Below are 15,083 nucleotides of genomic sequence, written 5' to 3'. Positions count from 1 at the left end.
CGCCAGACGGAGCCGAATCGCGGCATTCTGCGTCAAGCTGGTATTTCCAACCACAAGGATCGATGCTGCATGAGCGTGATGGTCAAGGAAAGCCCGATCAGCGAAAAAGACATGATCGCCGAGGCCGAGAAGGCGCTGGCCGACATTTCTAGGGTCCGCGACGGGGTCGGTCGCATCATCTTCGGCCAGGAAAGTGTCGTCGAACGCGCTCTGGTGGCGCTTCTGGCCGGCGGCCACGCGCTGCTGGTCGGCGTGCCGGGCCTCGCCAAGACCAAGCTGGTCGAGACGCTGGGCATCGTGCTCGGCCTCGATTCGCGCCGCATCCAATTCACCCCCGACCTGATGCCCTCGGACATTCTCGGCTCCGAGGTGATGGAGCAGGACGAATTCGGCAAGCGCTCCTTCCGCTTCATTTCCGGGCCGATCTTCGCGCAGTTGCTGATGGCCGACGAGATCAACCGCGCCTCGCCGCGCACCCAGTCGGCGCTGCTGCAGGCCATGCAGGAGTATCACGTCACCATTGCCGGTGCCCGCCACGACCTGCCCTCGCCTTTCCATGTGCTCGCGACGCAAAACCCGCTGGAACAGGAAGGCACCTATCCGCTGCCCGAGGCACAGCTCGACCGTTTTTTGATGCAGGTCGACATCCTCTATCCCGAACTCGAGGCCGAGCGCCGCATCCTTTTGGAAACCACTGGGGTCGAGGACGCGAAGGCACAGAATGTGCTGCAGCCGGCGCGGCTGAGGGATATTCAGACGCTGATCCGCCGCATGCCGGTGCCTGAAAGCGTGGTCGAGGCAATCCTGGCCCTGGTGCGCTCGGCGCGCCCCGGCCAGGGCAATGCCGAAACCGACAGGCATGTCGCCTGGGGCCCGGGTCCCCGCGCCAGCCAGGCACTGATGCTGTGCACGAGGGCGCGCGCGCTCTATGATGGGCGGCTGGCGCCGTCGGTCGACGATGTGCGTGCTCTGGCCGAGCCGGTGCTCCAGCACCGCATGGCGCTGACCTTCGCCGCCCGCGCCGAAGGCACCAGCGTGCGCGATGTGGTGGCCAAGCTCGTGAAAGGGATTTGATGGCGCGCATCGGCGAGCTCCAGGCTCCGGCAGCGACGCGCGACGCGCTCGCCCGCGGCCGGTTGCGGGCTTCGCTCGTGCCCGACTTGCTGGTCGAGGCGCGCCGCATCGTCAACACCGTGATCGCCGGCTGGCATGGCCGCCGCAAGCGCGGCATCGGCGAGAATTTCTGGCAGTTCCGGCCCTATGTCGAAGGCGATTCCTCGCGCATCGACTGGCGCCGCTCGGCTCGCGACGACCACACCTATGTGCGCGACCGCGAATGGGAAGCTGCCCATACGGTGTGGCTGTGGGCCGACCCCTCACCGTCCATGCTCTACAAATCGACCGGTGCCGCCGTTTCCAAGCAATCGCGCGGCCTGGTGCTGGCGCTGGCCATGGCCGAGCTGCTGTCGCGCAGCGGAGAGCGCATCGCCTGGCCCGGCCTTACCGATCCGTTCACCGCCCGCAACGGCGCCGAGCGCATCGCCGCCCAGCTCATGCATGCCGGCGACTTGCCGGCCAAGCCCGATCTCTCCGGCATCCGCCGCTTCTGCGACATCGTCATCGCCAGTGATTTCCTCGACCCGGTCGAGGAAACCATGGCCTGGCTCGACGTGCTCGCCCGCCATGGCGTGCGCGCGCATCTGATCGAGGTCGCCGACCCGGCCGAGGAGACATTCCCCTATGCCGGCCGCACCGAATTCACCGACCCGGAGAGCGGCGAGAAGCTGACCGCCGGCCGCGCCGAGATGCTGGCCGATGAGTATCGCCTGCTCTATGGCGCCCGACGCCAGGAACTGGCCAGCTGGTGCAAACGGCTCGGCTGGAGCTTCACCGTCAACCACACCGATCGGCTGGCTTCCGACGCCCTGGTACGCCTGCACATGGCGATGACCGATGGCGGTCAGCCCGGGCTGACCGCTGTTGGCCACGTCGGCATGATCGCCGGTGGCGATCAGCCCGGGCCGACCGCTGGCGGTCGTGGCGGCATGATCGCTGGTGGCGATCAGCCAGGAAAGGCCGTCGCATGAGCTGGCTGCCGCTTTCCTTTGGCGCGCCCATGCTGCTGTGGGGTCTTTTGGCGCTGCCGGTGATCTGGTGGCTGCTCAGGCTGACCCCGCCCAGGCCGCAGACCGAGGTGTTTCCGCCGCTGAAGATCCTGGCGCGCGTGCTGAAGCGCGAGGAAACCCCGCAGCAGAGCCCCTGGTGGCTGACGCTGCTCAGGCTGCTGATGGCGGCGCTCATCGTCGCCGCCCTTGCCGAACCGGTCTTCAATCCGCGCGAGAAACTGCCGGCCGAGGGCGCGGCCCTGGCGCTGGTCGTCGACAATGGCTGGGCAAGCGCCGCCGACTGGAACAAGCGCATCGCAACCGCCGAGCGGCTGATCGCCGACGCCGGTTCGAACGGCGTGCCGGTCATCATCGCCTTCACCGCCGAAAAACCCAATGCCGAGATCGGCCCCTTCGATGCGGCCGCGGCGCTCGACCGCCTGCGCGCGGCAAAGCCGCGGCCGATCCCGACCGACCGGCCGGCGGTCTACGCCCGCGTCGCCGCCGCCCTGGAGCGCCTGCCGGGCGCCAGCGTCGCCGTGCTGGCCGACGGACTGGCGGCGAAGGGCGACGAGGCCGCCTTCAACACGCTCCTGTCCAAAAACGCCGCCCGCGTCGTGTGGGCCGTTGCCGACCGGATGTCGCTGACCGGCCTGACGGGCGCCGAGAACGAGGTCGACGGTTTTGCCCTCACCGCCATCCGGGCGCCCGGCGATGCGGCACCGGCGCAAGTCACCGCTGGCGCCTTCGACGACAAGGGCCGCCGCATCGCCGATGCGACGCTGACTTTCGCACCCGGCCAATCCACCGCCACCGGCACCATGGCGGTGCCGTTCGAGCTGCGCAACGATTTCGCCTCGATCGCGCTCGATGGCGAGCGTCAGGCGGGCGCGGTGCGCGTGCTGGACGAAAGCTCCAAGCGCCGCCGTGTCGGACTCCTGTCGCAGGCCGAGGCCGACCAGGCGCAGCCGCTGCTGTCGCCGCTCTACTATATCAGGCGCGCGCTGCAGCCCTTCGCCGACCTGGTCGAACCTTCCAGCGCCGACCTGGCCGACGCCATTCCGCAGATCCTCGACCAGAAGCCGGCGATGATCGTCATGGCCGATATCGGCACCATTCCCGCACAGATCAGGCCAAGGCTCGTCGACTGGGTTGAAAAGGGCGGCACCCTGGTGCGTTTCGCCGGGTCGCGGCTGGCCGCCGCCGGCAATGACGACGACCTTCTGCCGGTGCGTCTGCGCACCGGCGAACGCTCGCTCGGCGGCGCATTGTCATGGACCACGCCGCAGCCGGTCACCGAATTCCCCAAGGCTGGCCCCTTCGCCGATCTGGCGCCGCCGACCGAGGTGACCGTTTCCAGGCAGGTGCTGGCCGAACCGACGCCCGATATCGTCGAGCGCACCTGGGCAGCGCTTGCCGACGGCACGCCTCTGGTCACCGGCCTGAAGAAGGGCAAGGGCACGCTCGTGCTGTTCCACGTCACGCCCGAAGCAACCTGGTCGAACCTGCCGATCTCAGGCAGCTTCGTCGAGATGCTGCGCCGCATCGTGCAGCTGTCGCGCAACCAGGGAGCCGCCATCGCCAATGCCGAAGCCGCCGCCACCTCGCTGGCGCCCTACCGCATGATAGCGGCCGACGGAATGCTGGTGCCGCCGACGCCGGATGCGCGCCCGCTGGTGCCGGGCGCCGGTACACTGCCGGTGACCTTCGAAAACCCGCCCGGCCTCTATGGCTCGGAAGCCGGCGTTTTCGCCCACAATTTGCTCGATGCGACAAGCACGCTTGCGCCGCTGGCGCGCCCGCAAATCACTGTCCCGGTCACCACAATTCAGTATGCCTTTGACGAATCGCGTAATTTGAAGGGCGCGCTGGTGGCCGCCGCGCTGGCGCTGATGGTGCTCGATACGCTGGCGGTGTTCTGGATGGGCGGCCTGTTGACGCGCAGGCCGCGCCGCGCTGCGGCCGTAACCACCATGGCGGCCATTCTGATCGGGCTCGGCGCGCTGTTCGGCCATGTCGGCCCCGCGCGCGCCGACGATGCCAAGCCTGGCGACACCGCCGCGATAGAGGACATCTCCAAGACCCGGATAGCCTATGTGCTGACCGGCGTGCCCGGCGACGATTCGATCAGTCGCGCCGGGCTCGAGGGCCTGACCCGCTTCCTCATTGAGAAGACCGCGCTCGAGCCGGGCGCGCCGGCCGGCGTCGACATCTCCAAGGACGAGCTTTCGTTCTTTCCCCTCATCTATTGGCCGATCGATCCGGCCGCAGCCATGCCCAGCCAGGCCGCGATTGCCCGTATCGATGCCTATATGCAGCAGGGCGGCACCGTGCTGTTCGACACGCGCGACCAGTTCGCCAACGGCATCGGCGCCGACTCGACCAGCCCCGCCACCGAGCGGCTGCGCGACATCCTCGGCAACCTCAACGTGCCGCCGCTGGAGCCGGTGCCGTCGGATCATGTTCTGACCAAATCCTTCTTCATCCTGCCCGAATTCCCTGGCCGCTTCGCCGGCAGCCCGCTCTGGGTCGAGGCATCGCTCGACGCCAGCAATGCCGAAAACCGGCCGGTGCGTACCGGTGACGGCGTCTCGCCGATCATGATCACCGCCAATGATTTTGCTGGCGCCTGGGCCGTCGACGAGAATGGCGACCCGCTGCTGCCGACCGTGCCCAACGATCCGATGCAGCGCATCTATGCGCTGCGCGCCGGGGTCAACATCATGATGTACATGCTGACCGGCAACTACAAATCCGACCAGGTGCACGTGCCCATATTGCTTGAACGGTTGGGCCAGTAAGATGACGCTCCTTCTTGCGCTCGCTCCCCGGATCGGCCCTCCCTGCAAGGGGGAGGGTAAGGCATGAACTGGTCGATCTCCTTCGAACCGCTGATCTCCTGGCCGCTGCTGGCCCTTGTGCTGGTGCCGCTGGCCCTGCTCGCGGCCGTCGGCCTGTGGTTTCGCCAGCGCGGCGCGGTCCTGCGCCTCGTCGCATTGCTGGCGCTCGCCGCCGCTCTCTTCAATCCGGTGTTCCTCAACGAGGAGCGCGAGCCGCAGCAAAGCGTGGTTGCCCTGATCGTCGACCGGAGCCAGAGCCAGGACATCGGTGAACGGACCAAACAGACCGACGAGGCGCTGGCCGGGCTTGAGCAGCGCCTCGGCCGCTTCAAGCAGTTCGACGTCCGCGTGGTCGAGGCCGGCAAGTCGGAAGCCGCCGAGGAACGCACGGAAACGCGGCTGTTCGGCGCGCTCGAAAACGCCTTCCGCGACGTGCCGCCCTCGCGCATCGGCGGCGCCGTCATGATCACCGATGGCGAAGTGCATGACGCACCCGCCGGCGCGCCTGATTTCAATGCCCCGCTGCACGCCTTGATCACCGGCAACGACCACGAGAAGGATCGCCGCATACGTTTCGAGAACGCGCCCCGCTTCGCCCTCGTCGGCAAGCCGCTCGATATGACCTATCGCGTCATTTCAACCAGCAACGAGACCGGGCCGGTCGATGTGCGCGTTTCGGTCAATGGCGAGCAGGTCGCGGTCGAGCATGCCACCGTCGGCCAGGCCATGCCGCTGCAGGTGACCATTCCCAGCGCCGGGCGCAACATCATCGAACTCGCCATCGATCGCGAGCCGGGCGAGCTCACCGACACCAACAACCGCGCCATCGCGCTGGTCGACGGCATTCGCGAGAACCTGCGCGTGCTGCTCGTCTCCGGCGAGCCGCATGCGGGCGAGCGCACCTGGCGCAATCTGTTGAAATCCGACGCCTCGGTCGATCTCGTCCATTTCACCATCCTGCGGCCACCGGAGAAGCAGGACGGCACGCCGATCAACGAATTGTCGCTGATCGCCTTCCCGACGCGGGAACTGTTCGTCGAGAAGATCAAGGATTTCGACCTGATCATCTTCGACCGCTACCAGCACCGCGACGTGCTGCCGATCCTCTATTACGACTACATCTCCGAATATGTCGAAAAAGGCGGCGCGCTGCTGATTGCGGCCGGACCCGAATATGCCGGTGAAAGCTCGATCGCGCGCACGCCGCTGATGTCGGCGCTGCCGGCGATGCCGACCGGCGAGGTCGTCGACAAGGCGTTCTACCCACGCCTCACCGACATCGGCCAGCGCCATCCGGTGACGCGCGGTCTCGACGGTTCTGCCAGCGAGCCGCCGCACTGGAGCCGCTGGTTCCGCACCATAGGCGTGCAGAATCCCGAAGGCGAGGTGGTGATGAAGGGGGCCGACAACCGGCCGCTGCTCCTGCTCGACCGCAAGGGAGAAGGCCGCGTCGGCATGCTTCTGTCCGACCAGGGCTGGCTGTGGGCGCGCGGCTTCGAAGGCGGCGGCCCGCATGTCCAGCTCTACCGCCGCATCGCCCACTGGCTGATGAAGGAGCCAGAGCTCGAGGAGGAACGGCTGACCGCCGACGGGCGCGGCATGGTGCTGGAAATCCGCCGCCAGACCATGGCCGACGACCCCGGCCCGGCCCAGATCATTACGCCCTCCGGCAAGACCATTACCGTCAAGCTCGAGAAATCCGAACCCGGTGTCTTCCTGGGCAGCGCCCAGACCTCCGAGATCGGCCTTTACCAGGTCGGCAATGGCGACCTTACCGCGCTCGCCCATGTCGGGCCGGTCAACGCACCCGAATTCGCCGACGTCGTTTCCACGCAGGACCGGCTGAAGGCTCCCGCCGAAGCCACCGGCGGCAGCGTTCGCAGGCTTGCGGGATCGACCCTTGGAGGCGGCGACGTGACCTTGCCCTCGATCGTCCCCGTACGGTCCTCGGGAGAAGCGTCCGGCGCCGACTGGATCGGCCTGCGCACCACCGACGACAGCGTGCTCAAGGCGGTCTCGCGCGTTCCGCTGTTCGGCGGCTTTCTCGGCCTCGGCCTGCTGCTGCTGGCGATGGGTTCGATGTGGTACCGCGAAGGACGATAGGAGCATTTTCCCTCCTCCCCTTGTGGGAGAAGGGAAGAAACCTGCTCTACTCTTCCGGCTCCGTCGTGAACATCAGCGGATAGCCCTTGGCCTTGCCGGCGTCGGTGGCCCGTGTCGCCTTTGTCTCGGCGACGTCCTTGGTGAAGACGGCGACGACGCAGACGCCGCGCCGATGCGCCGTGATCATCACCCGATGCGCCTGGTCTTCGCTGAGCTTGAACTCGCCCTTCAGCACCGTCACCACGAATTCACGCGGCGTGAAATCGTCATTGAGCAGGATGACCTTGTAGAGCTTCGGCCGCTCGGTCTTGGGTAGGGTCTGCGTACGGGGTTTTGTCGTGATTTCAGGCATGGGAACCGGCAATTGCGCGAGCCTCGGCTACGCCCCTATTTTCGCACGGGCGAAAGCGAGCGTCCAATCACAGAGCTATGTGGGAAGTGCGGCCCGCGGTTCAACGGCCCTGGCGGCCGAAGCCGCTCCGGGAGGGCAAGTTTCCGGCAGCATCCGACCGGCGTTCCATCCAGGATGCGACCGGCCAGGCGACGACGCAGATCAGCGTCACGCTGGCAAGTGCGATGAGCAGCCAGGTCTGCGCGGGCGTGATGTAATCCCAGTCGGTGGAAATCACAGGCGCGAACAGTGACGGCTCGGTGCGGCCGCTGGCCGGATCCGGCACGGGACTGGCGGTGAACAGGATCATAAGCCGGGCGGCGCCGGTGGCGACCAGGCTGCCGAACACGATCGAGCGCAGAATGGACGAAAGCCGCCTCTTCATGCGGATTGTCCTACGGCGCCGGCCTTGCAATCGGGTTAAGGCCGATCGAGACAAAGCCGCCGGCGCCGGCTTCGGCCACATCGTTCGGACCTGTCCGTTCGCTTCACTGCCGATACACGGCCTTCGGCTTTTTCGGACAGGAAGAAGGCCGCTCCAGCAAAACGCGACTGGAGCGGCCTTGTCATAAGGCAGGCAGTGTGCCCGACCTGGATTAAGCCTTCGGAGCGACCTTCTTGTCGGTCTTCTTGACAGTCTTCTTCGCCTTCTTGTGCTTCTTGGCAACGACCTTCTTCACCGGAGGCTTGGCGGTCGTGGTCGCCGGAGCGGTGGTCGTCGAGGAAGCAGCCGGAGCGGCGGTCGTGGTGGCAGCGGCGTTGCCGAGAGCCGGCATGGCGAAGGCGAGAGCAACGGCGAGACCGGTGGCGGAGAGGATGGACTTTTTCATGGCTTCATTTCCTTTTCATGCGGGTCGGGTTTCGAGTGTCACTGAACCGGGTCGTTCGGTGTCACCCCCAGCAACTTCAAAGCGTTGGCGAGCATCCGGATACCCTGTGCCTGTTTCTTGGCGGCGCAGTACCGGTTGCCCTTTCTCTGAAGTGCCTTTGCCGCGGTGACCTGCGTTGCCGTGGCATGGGTTTCGAGGGCTTCATCGAATTGGTGGCTGAGATTGGCACACCGCTCGGTCCGGGTGGTGGGCGTCACTTTTGCATCCGATTGTCCAGCAGCGGCTGTGACGAGCGAAATGCCCATCAACGCACCCAACAAACTGATCGACAACCTTGGCATCGGTTAATCCGTGAACCCGGAGACTTGCGTCGCGGCCAAATGACCTGACCGCCACGGCACCGTTATGCCGGCCTAGTTTTTCAGGAGTTTTTCCCGATTATAGAATTTTGTTTCTGGATTGTGTCTGTGCGCCCCGGCGGGAGGCCTCCAGCGCATTCGGTGTGGAGATTGCCAGATTTACCTTGCCTTGAAATCCAAGGCACTGGCCAACATATGGCCCGAATTCTATCGTGTGGGTGGCCGCCTGCCGGCTTGGCAGGTCAACGAAGACAGGATCCCCGTGAAATCCGACGCACACATACTGATCGTCGACGACGACAAGGGCATTCGCGACCTGCTGCAGGAGTTCTTCCAGAAGCGCGGCCTGCACACATCGGTTGCCGCCGACGGCACCGAGATGGAAACGATCCTGCGCCGTGCACAGGTCGATCTCATCGTGCTCGACGTCATGCTGCCCGGCAGGAGCGGGCTGGAACTGTGCCGTGACATCCGGGCCCAGTATTCGACGCCGATCATCATGTTGACCGCCGTCACCGAGACGACAGACCGCGTGGTTGGCCTCGAGATGGGCGCCGACGACTATGTGCCCAAACCTTTCGACCCCCGCGAATTGCTGGCCCGCATACGCGCCGTGCTGCGGCGCAACGGTGCCCCCGAGCCCAAACGCGTCACATCGAAGCAGATCTACCGCTTCGCCGGCTGGACGATGGATTGTTCGCGGCGCCGGCTGACCGCGCCCGACGATGTCAGGGTCGAACTGACCATGGCGGAGTTCAATCTGTTGCAGACCTTCGTCAAGAGCGCACAGCGCGTGCTGACCCGCGACCAGCTCATCGAACTCTCCGGCGGCGATAGCGATTATTCCTTCGACCGCAGCATCGACATCCTGGTCAGCCGGCTGCGGCGCAAGATGGAAGATGACCCCAAGACGCCCAAGCTGATCCTGACGGTGCGCAGCGGCGGTTATCAGTTCCTCCCCGAAACGACTTCCGAATGAGACGTTTCCTGCCGCAGACCCTGCCTGTGTGGGTGCTGCTGATCGTCATTGCCGGCCTGTTGATCAGTCAGGTCGCGACGCTCTACATCGTGTCGCGCGACCGCGCGGCCGCCAATGACGTGGTCGATCTCTACCGCCTCAACGACCGCGCCTATTCGCTGGTGCAGCTGATGCATGCCGCCACGCCCGAGGAGCGCAAGGCGACCGCATCCGGCCTGTTCAACGCCACCTACGCTCTCACGGTTTCAGACACCCCCGCGGTCACCTCGTCGATCGCCGGCGACGATGAACTCGCCGAGCTGGAAGACATTCTCGTTGGACGGCTGTCGAAGTTCGGCGTCACCGACGCGCGCGTCCGGCGCGATCCGGCGACGCAGGAATCCGACAGCCCCGGTGGCGAGGTCATGAACAGGGACGTCGGCCAGGTGGAACGCGATCTCCTGGTGCTGGCGGCGAATTTCGCCCAGAGTGACAAGCTGACCGCCTCGCTGCGCTTCGCCGACGGCCAATGGCTGAACTTCACCGAGCCGATCACGCCGGTCGGCCCGATCCTGAGCTTCGACAGCCTGCCGCTCTATTCGCTGATAGCGGGGCTGGTGGTGATCATGTCGATCTGGTCGCTGCGCCGGCTGACCGCGCCCTACCGGATGATGGAAACCGCCGTGAACCGGATCGGCAATGACCTCAAGAGCCCGCCGATCGCCGAAAGCGGCAGCCGCGAGGTGCGTGCCGCCGCCAAGGCGATCAACGCCATGCAGGCGAGATTGCGTGAATATGTCGAGGACCGTGAGCACCTGGCCGCCGCGCTGGCGCACGACCTGCGCACGCCGATGACCAGGATGCGGCTGCGCCTGGAACTGTTGCGCAAGTCGGCGGTTCGCGAGGCGCTGGCGCACGATCTCGCCGATGTCGAGAGCATCGCCAGTTCGGTCATCGACTTCGCCACTTTCGAGGTGAACGAGGAAAAGAGCGAGCGCATTGACTTTTGGTCGCTGGTGGAATCGATCGCCGACGGCTACGCCGAGGTCTCCTTCGACAATGATGATACGCGCTCGCGCGGCCTGATCTGCATGGCGCGACCGGTCGCGCTCAAGCGCTGCGTCACCAATCTTGTGCAAAATGCAGTCACCTACGGCAAGAAGGCGCATCTCAGCCTGTACCGGTCGGGCGACATGATCACGCTGGCCATACGCGACGAGGGGCCGGGTATTCCGCAAGCCCAGATCGACGCCGTGTTCGGATCTTTCGTGCGCCTGGAACAGTCCCGCAACCGCCAGACCGGCGGCCTCGGCCTCGGCCTCACCATCGCCCGCAACATCGCGCGTGCCGCCGGCGGCGAGATCCGCCTGTCCAACCATCCGGACGGCGGCCTGCTGACGGAGCTGCGCCTGCCGCTGGCGACTTGAGACGCGACTGAGGGATTACCGCCGCAGCACCGCGCTCAGCACGTCCCTGATGCCGATCGCGCCGACGAAGCGCGACTGGTCATCGAACAGCGCCACGGGCGCAGTCTGCGACCGGTGCATGGCCAGCATCACGGTCTTCAGCGACGTTCCGGGATTGGCCCAGAACACCTGGGCCGCTTCCTCGGGCTGGCCTTCGACGTCGGCGCAGGACACCCATACCGCCGGCTTGCCGTCACGCTCAGCCGCCGCCACAAGGCCATGGTCGTCGATCTTGAAGCGCGTCGTCTTGCGCCGGTCGAGCCACACCCAGCCGTCCTTGCCCTGTTCGAGATCGCGGCGATCGCGCATCACGTTCCAGGCGGTCAGCACCGACAGCGGATTCACATTGGCGATGAAGTCGCGGACATAATCGTTGGCGGGCTTGAGCACGATGTCCTCCGCCGCGCCGGTCTGCACGATGCGTCCGCCCTCCATGATTGTGATGTGGCTGCCGATCTTCAGCGCTTCCTCCAGGTCGTGGCTGACGAAGATGATGGTCTTCTTCAGTTCGGCCTGCAGCTGCAGCAACTCGTCTTGCAGCTTGGTGCGGATCAGCGGGTCGAGCGCCGAGAACGGCTCGTCCATCAGAAGGATCGGCGCCTCGGTGGCGAAGGCGCGCGCCAACCCGACGCGCTGCTGCATGCCACCCGAAAGCTCATGCGCGTATTTCTTCGACCACTGCTCGAGATTGACCAGCTTGAGCTGCCTGTGGACGCGCTCCTTGCGCTCGGCATCCGGCACGCCGGCAAGTTCGAGGCCAAGCCCGACATTCTCTTCCACCGTCCGCCACGGCAGCAGGCCGAACTGCTGGAACACCATCGCAACCTGCTTCTGCCGCAGGCGCCGCAAGGTAGCCTCGTCGCAGGTGACGACATCGACGGTGCGGTCGCCATCCTTGACCAGAACCTGGCCGCGCGAGACGACGTTCAGGCGATTGACCGCTCTCAGCAGTGTCGACTTGCCCGAGCCGGACAGACCCATGAGGACGGAAATCTCGCCCTCATGCACGGTAAGGCTGGCGCCGGCACAACCGAGCACATTGCCGGTCTGCTCGAGGATCTCGGCGCGCGTCGCGCCCTTGTCGATGAGCGCCAGCGAACCCGCCTGGTCGGCGCCGAAGACGATATCGACGTTCCTGAAATCGACGGCGACGGTCATTTCTTGCCTCCAACGCCAATGCGGGTCATGCGGTCGAGCACGATGGCGAGCACGACAATGGCGAGCCCGGCCTCGAGGCCGAGATCGATGCGGCGCGAACCGAGCGCGCGGTTGATCTCGGTGCCGAGCCCGCCGGCGCCGATCAGCGCTGCGAACACCACCATCGACAGCGACAGCATGATCGACTGGGTCAGGCCCGCCATGATGGTGGGCAGCGCCGAGGGCAGTTCGACCTTCCACAGCAGCTGGCTCCTGGTGGCGCCGAACGCCTCGCCGGCCTCGATGATCGATTTGGGCACGGAGACGACGCCGAGATGCGTGAGCCGGACCGCGGTCGGGATGACGAAGATGATGGTGACGATGAGGCCGGGCGCGTTGCCAAGGCCGAACAGAGTCAGCACCGGGATCAGGTAGACGAAGGTCGGCAGCGTCTGCATCAGGTCGAGCACCGGCAGCATGAAGCGGTAGACCTTCGGCTTGTGCGCCGCCCAGATGCCGAGCGGCACGCCGATGGCCATCGCCATGGCGGCGGCGGCCACGACCAGCACCAGCGTCTGCACCGTCTGCTTCCACAGGTTCTGGTTGATGATGAAGATCAGGCCGAGGAAGACGCCGATGGCGAGCGGGCGCGAACGCTGCAGCAACCAGGCGATGATGGCGATGATGAGCGCCAGCAGCACCGGCGGCACGACCAGCAGGAGGTCGACCAGGCTGTCGAGAATGAAGTTCAGGCCGTTGGAAAAGGCCCTGAAGACGGTGTCGAAATTGTCGGTGAGAAACCCGAAGAACGCCTTGCCCCATGGGCCGATGGGAATCTTGTAGCTGACCAGGAATTTGGAAATCGGATCCATCTTGCCCCCTCTCCTACCGGCATCGCTTTGCCGCGGTGTCCGCTGTCGTCACGTCATCTTCTCACAGCATATGAAAAAGGGCAGCCTTTTCCAGTGGCTGCCCTTTTGTTCTCACGCGCGCATGCCGAAGTCAGTCGGCTCAGCTTCCCAGTGCGGTCTTGATGGCCGCTGCCGCGTCGCCGCCGTCGAAGGTGGTCACGCCGGCGATCCAGGGTGTCACGGCATCCGGATTTTTCTTCAGCCAGTCGGTGGCGACGGTCTGGGCGTCGCCACCCTTGAGAATGGCGTCCATCAACTGGCCCTCCATGTCCAGGTTGAACTTGAGGTTGGCGATGAGCTTGCCGGCGTTCGGGCACTCGGTGGTGTAGCCCTTGCGCACATTGGTGTGGACGGTGGCGGCACCGAAGCCGCTGTCGCCCATGCCGTCGAGATAGGTGATCTTCATGGCGCCCATCACCGGGTGCGGCGTCCAGCCGAGGAAGGCGATCCACTCATTGTTCTTCATCGACTGCTCGGCCTGCGTCAGCATGCCGGCCTCCGAGGATTCGACCAGTTCGAAGCCTTCGAGATTGTCCTTCGGGTTCTTGATCATGTCGAGGATGATGCGGTTGCCGTCATTGCCGGCCTCGATGCCGTAGATCTTGCCGTCGAACTTGTCCTTGAACTTGCCGAGGTCGGTGAGTGTCTTGACGCCGGCATCCGCCACATAGGTCGGCACGACGATGCCGTAGCCGGCGCCGGTCAGGTTCGTGCTGATGGTCTCCACCGAACCGTCGGCCGTGTAGTCCTTGATGTCGTTGGTCATCGACGGCATCCAGTTGCCCAGGAAGACATCGAGGTCCTTGTTCTTCAGCGACGCCATCGTCACCGGCACCGACAGCTGGATTACCTGCGGCTCGTAGCCGAGCGCCGTGAGCAGCACCGAGGCGATGCCGGTCGTCGCCTGGATATCGGTCCATCCGACATCGGAAAGGCGTACCGCCTTGCAGCTAGCCGGATCCCCGGCGAAGGCAGCGCTCGTCGACAAGAAAGCCGCAAGGCCGAGGCCTGCGACGAAGGAATTCATACGCGACATGAACTTTCTCCCATTTCGATTCTTTGGCGAGGCGAAGTCACGGTTTTTGTGCCCGCCTTGTTTCGTCAGCCAAACACCATTCTCGTGCGGTTTCAAGCATTAAGGCAATCACGATCAACGGCGCTGGCTGGCCGATCAGCGACACGTCAGCCGCTTTTTCCATGCGAGCCGGCTTTTTTGGTGGAAGGCCTGCCAGGGGCCTTCCCCGGGCCCGGCCAAGTGGGCTTAAAAGGGCGCCATGGCCAAACTGTATTTCCACTACGCGACGATGAATGCGGGCAAGACGACGATGCTCCTGCAGGCGTCGTACAATTACCGCGAGCGCGGCATGACGACGATGCTGTTCGTCGCCGGCCACTACCGCAAGGGCGACACCGGCCTGATTTCGTCACGCATCGGACTGGAAACGGAAGCCGAGATGTTTCGTGACGGCGACGACCTGTTCGCCCGCGTCGCCGAACATCATCAGCACGGTGCCGTGCATTGCGTCTTCGTCGACGAGGCGCAGTTCCTCGAGGAGGAGCAGGTCTGGCAGCTCGCCCGGATCGCCGACCGGCTCGACATTCCGGTCATGTGCTATGGCCTGCGCACGGATTTCCAGGGCAAGCTGTTTTCCGGCTCGCGCGCGTTGCTGGCCATAGCCGATGAGCTGCGCGAAGTGCGCACCATCTGCCGCTGCGGCCGCAAGGCGACGATGGTGGTGCGCCTCGGCCCCGACGGCAAGGTCGCTCGGCAGGGCGAACAGGTGGCGATCGGCAAGGACGTCTATGTCTCGCTCTGCCGTCGCCACTGGGAAGAAGAAATGGGTCGCGCCGCCCCCGACGATTTCATCGGCTTTGTCGCGCCTTGACCGGGCTGTGGCATCACGGCCGCCACACTTGCCGCCATCGATCGGCTTTCGCGATCCCGCCACGATGCAGCGTTTGTTAAGGCCCCGGTCCTATTCT

At 65.3% G+C, this 15,083-nt stretch carries 15 protein-coding genes; 7 read left to right on the top strand and 8 right to left on the bottom strand.

The annotated features are described in order from the left end of the window. The first annotated feature begins 69 nt into the window (after nt 1-69). The 4 genes from LB547_RS07945 to LB547_RS07930 all read left to right on the top strand — a co-directional run bounded on the left by LB547_RS07945 (nt 70) and on the right by LB547_RS07930 (nt 7,048). Nucleotides 70-1,074, top strand: coding sequence for an AAA family ATPase (locus tag LB547_RS07945; protein ID WP_140496049.1), 1,005 nt, complete (start codon nt 70-72; stop codon nt 1,072-1,074). Next, a complete protein-coding gene (locus tag LB547_RS07940) occupies nt 1,074-2,087 on the top strand; it encodes a DUF58 domain-containing protein (RefSeq protein WP_140760149.1) in 1,014 nt (337 codons plus the stop codon). The genes LB547_RS07945 and LB547_RS07940 overlap by 1 nt, the downstream gene beginning before the upstream one ends. Then, nucleotides 2,084-4,906: a DUF4159 domain-containing protein gene (locus LB547_RS07935; protein ID WP_140631801.1), complete on the top strand. Its 2,823-nt coding sequence runs from the start codon at nt 2,084-2,086 to the stop codon at nt 4,904-4,906. Before LB547_RS07940 ends, LB547_RS07935 begins: the two co-directional genes overlap by 4 nt. 63 nt (nt 4,907-4,969) lie before the next feature. Next, entirely contained in the window at nt 4,970-7,048 is a 2,079-nt protein-coding gene (locus tag LB547_RS07930) for a hypothetical protein (protein ID WP_140760137.1), read from the top strand. Between the two features lie 46 nt (nt 7,049-7,094). Here the strand turns inward: LB547_RS07930 and clpS are convergent, their stop codons facing one another. From clpS to LB547_RS07910, 4 genes are all read right to left on the bottom strand, one after another. Then, on the bottom strand, nt 7,095-7,400 hold the full coding sequence (clpS, locus tag LB547_RS07925; protein WP_140496053.1) for an ATP-dependent Clp protease adapter ClpS: 306 nt from the start codon (nt 7,398-7,400) through the stop codon (nt 7,095-7,097). A 100-nt stretch (nt 7,401-7,500) separates the two neighbouring features. Beyond that, nucleotides 7,501-7,824: a hypothetical protein gene (locus LB547_RS07920; protein WP_140496054.1), complete on the bottom strand. Its 324-nt coding sequence runs from the start codon at nt 7,822-7,824 to the stop codon at nt 7,501-7,503. A gap of 211 nt (nt 7,825-8,035) precedes the next feature. Further along, nucleotides 8,036-8,269, bottom strand: coding sequence for a hypothetical protein (locus tag LB547_RS07915; RefSeq protein ID WP_140496055.1), 234 nt, complete (start codon nt 8,267-8,269; stop codon nt 8,036-8,038). Between the two features lie 38 nt (nt 8,270-8,307). After that, on the bottom strand, nt 8,308-8,610 hold the full coding sequence (locus LB547_RS07910; protein WP_140556114.1) for a hypothetical protein: 303 nt from the start codon (nt 8,608-8,610) through the stop codon (nt 8,308-8,310). A gap of 280 nt (nt 8,611-8,890) precedes the next feature. Between LB547_RS07910 and LB547_RS07905 the strand changes: the two genes are divergently transcribed. Together LB547_RS07905 and LB547_RS07900 are read left to right on the top strand one after the other, a co-directional pair. Continuing rightward, nucleotides 8,891-9,607, top strand: coding sequence for a response regulator (locus LB547_RS07905; RefSeq protein ID WP_140561408.1), 717 nt, complete (start codon nt 8,891-8,893; stop codon nt 9,605-9,607). Next, nucleotides 9,604-11,013, top strand: a complete 1,410-nt coding sequence (locus LB547_RS07900) for an ATP-binding protein (RefSeq protein ID WP_140496058.1) — start codon at nt 9,604-9,606, stop codon at nt 11,011-11,013. Before LB547_RS07905 ends, LB547_RS07900 begins: the two co-directional genes overlap by 4 nt. Before the next feature lie 15 nt (nt 11,014-11,028). Here the strand turns inward: LB547_RS07900 and choV are convergent, their stop codons facing one another. The 4 genes from choV to LB547_RS32300 form a co-directional block, all read right to left on the bottom strand. Next, the gene (choV, locus tag LB547_RS07895; protein WP_140631799.1) at nt 11,029-12,210 is read right to left on the bottom strand and encodes a choline ABC transporter ATP-binding protein; all 1,182 of its coding nucleotides are present in this window, start codon (nt 12,208-12,210) and stop codon (nt 11,029-11,031) included. After that, nucleotides 12,207-13,061 carry a choline ABC transporter permease subunit gene (gene choW, locus LB547_RS07890; protein WP_140567114.1) on the bottom strand — a complete coding sequence of 285 codons (855 nt, stop codon included), beginning with the start codon at nt 13,059-13,061 and terminating at the stop codon, nt 12,207-12,209. The genes choV and choW overlap by 4 nt, the downstream gene beginning before the upstream one ends. Nucleotides 13,062-13,200: 139 nt before the next feature. Beyond that, nucleotides 13,201-14,136 carry a choline ABC transporter substrate-binding protein gene (locus LB547_RS07885; RefSeq protein ID WP_140496061.1) on the bottom strand — a complete coding sequence of 312 codons (936 nt, stop codon included), beginning with the start codon at nt 14,134-14,136 and terminating at the stop codon, nt 13,201-13,203. Nucleotides 14,137-14,173: 37 nt separating this feature from the next. Beyond that, complete coding sequence (locus LB547_RS32300) at nt 14,174-14,299, bottom strand: hypothetical protein (protein WP_263483040.1); 126 nt, start codon at nt 14,297-14,299, stop codon at nt 14,174-14,176. A 75-nt stretch (nt 14,300-14,374) separates the two neighbouring features. Between LB547_RS32300 and LB547_RS07880 the strand changes: the two genes are divergently transcribed. Then, nucleotides 14,375-14,986 carry a thymidine kinase gene (locus LB547_RS07880; RefSeq protein WP_140516940.1) on the top strand — a complete coding sequence of 204 codons (612 nt, stop codon included), beginning with the start codon at nt 14,375-14,377 and terminating at the stop codon, nt 14,984-14,986. Nucleotides 14,987-15,083: the final 97 nt, after the last annotated feature.

It is taken from the genome of Mesorhizobium sp. B264B1B, assembly GCF_020165765.1.
Taxonomy (GTDB): Bacteria; Pseudomonadota; Alphaproteobacteria; order Rhizobiales; family Rhizobiaceae; genus Mesorhizobium.
The sequence above is the reverse complement of the archived record's forward strand: the minus strand, read 5'-3'. Positions and strand labels throughout refer to the sequence as shown.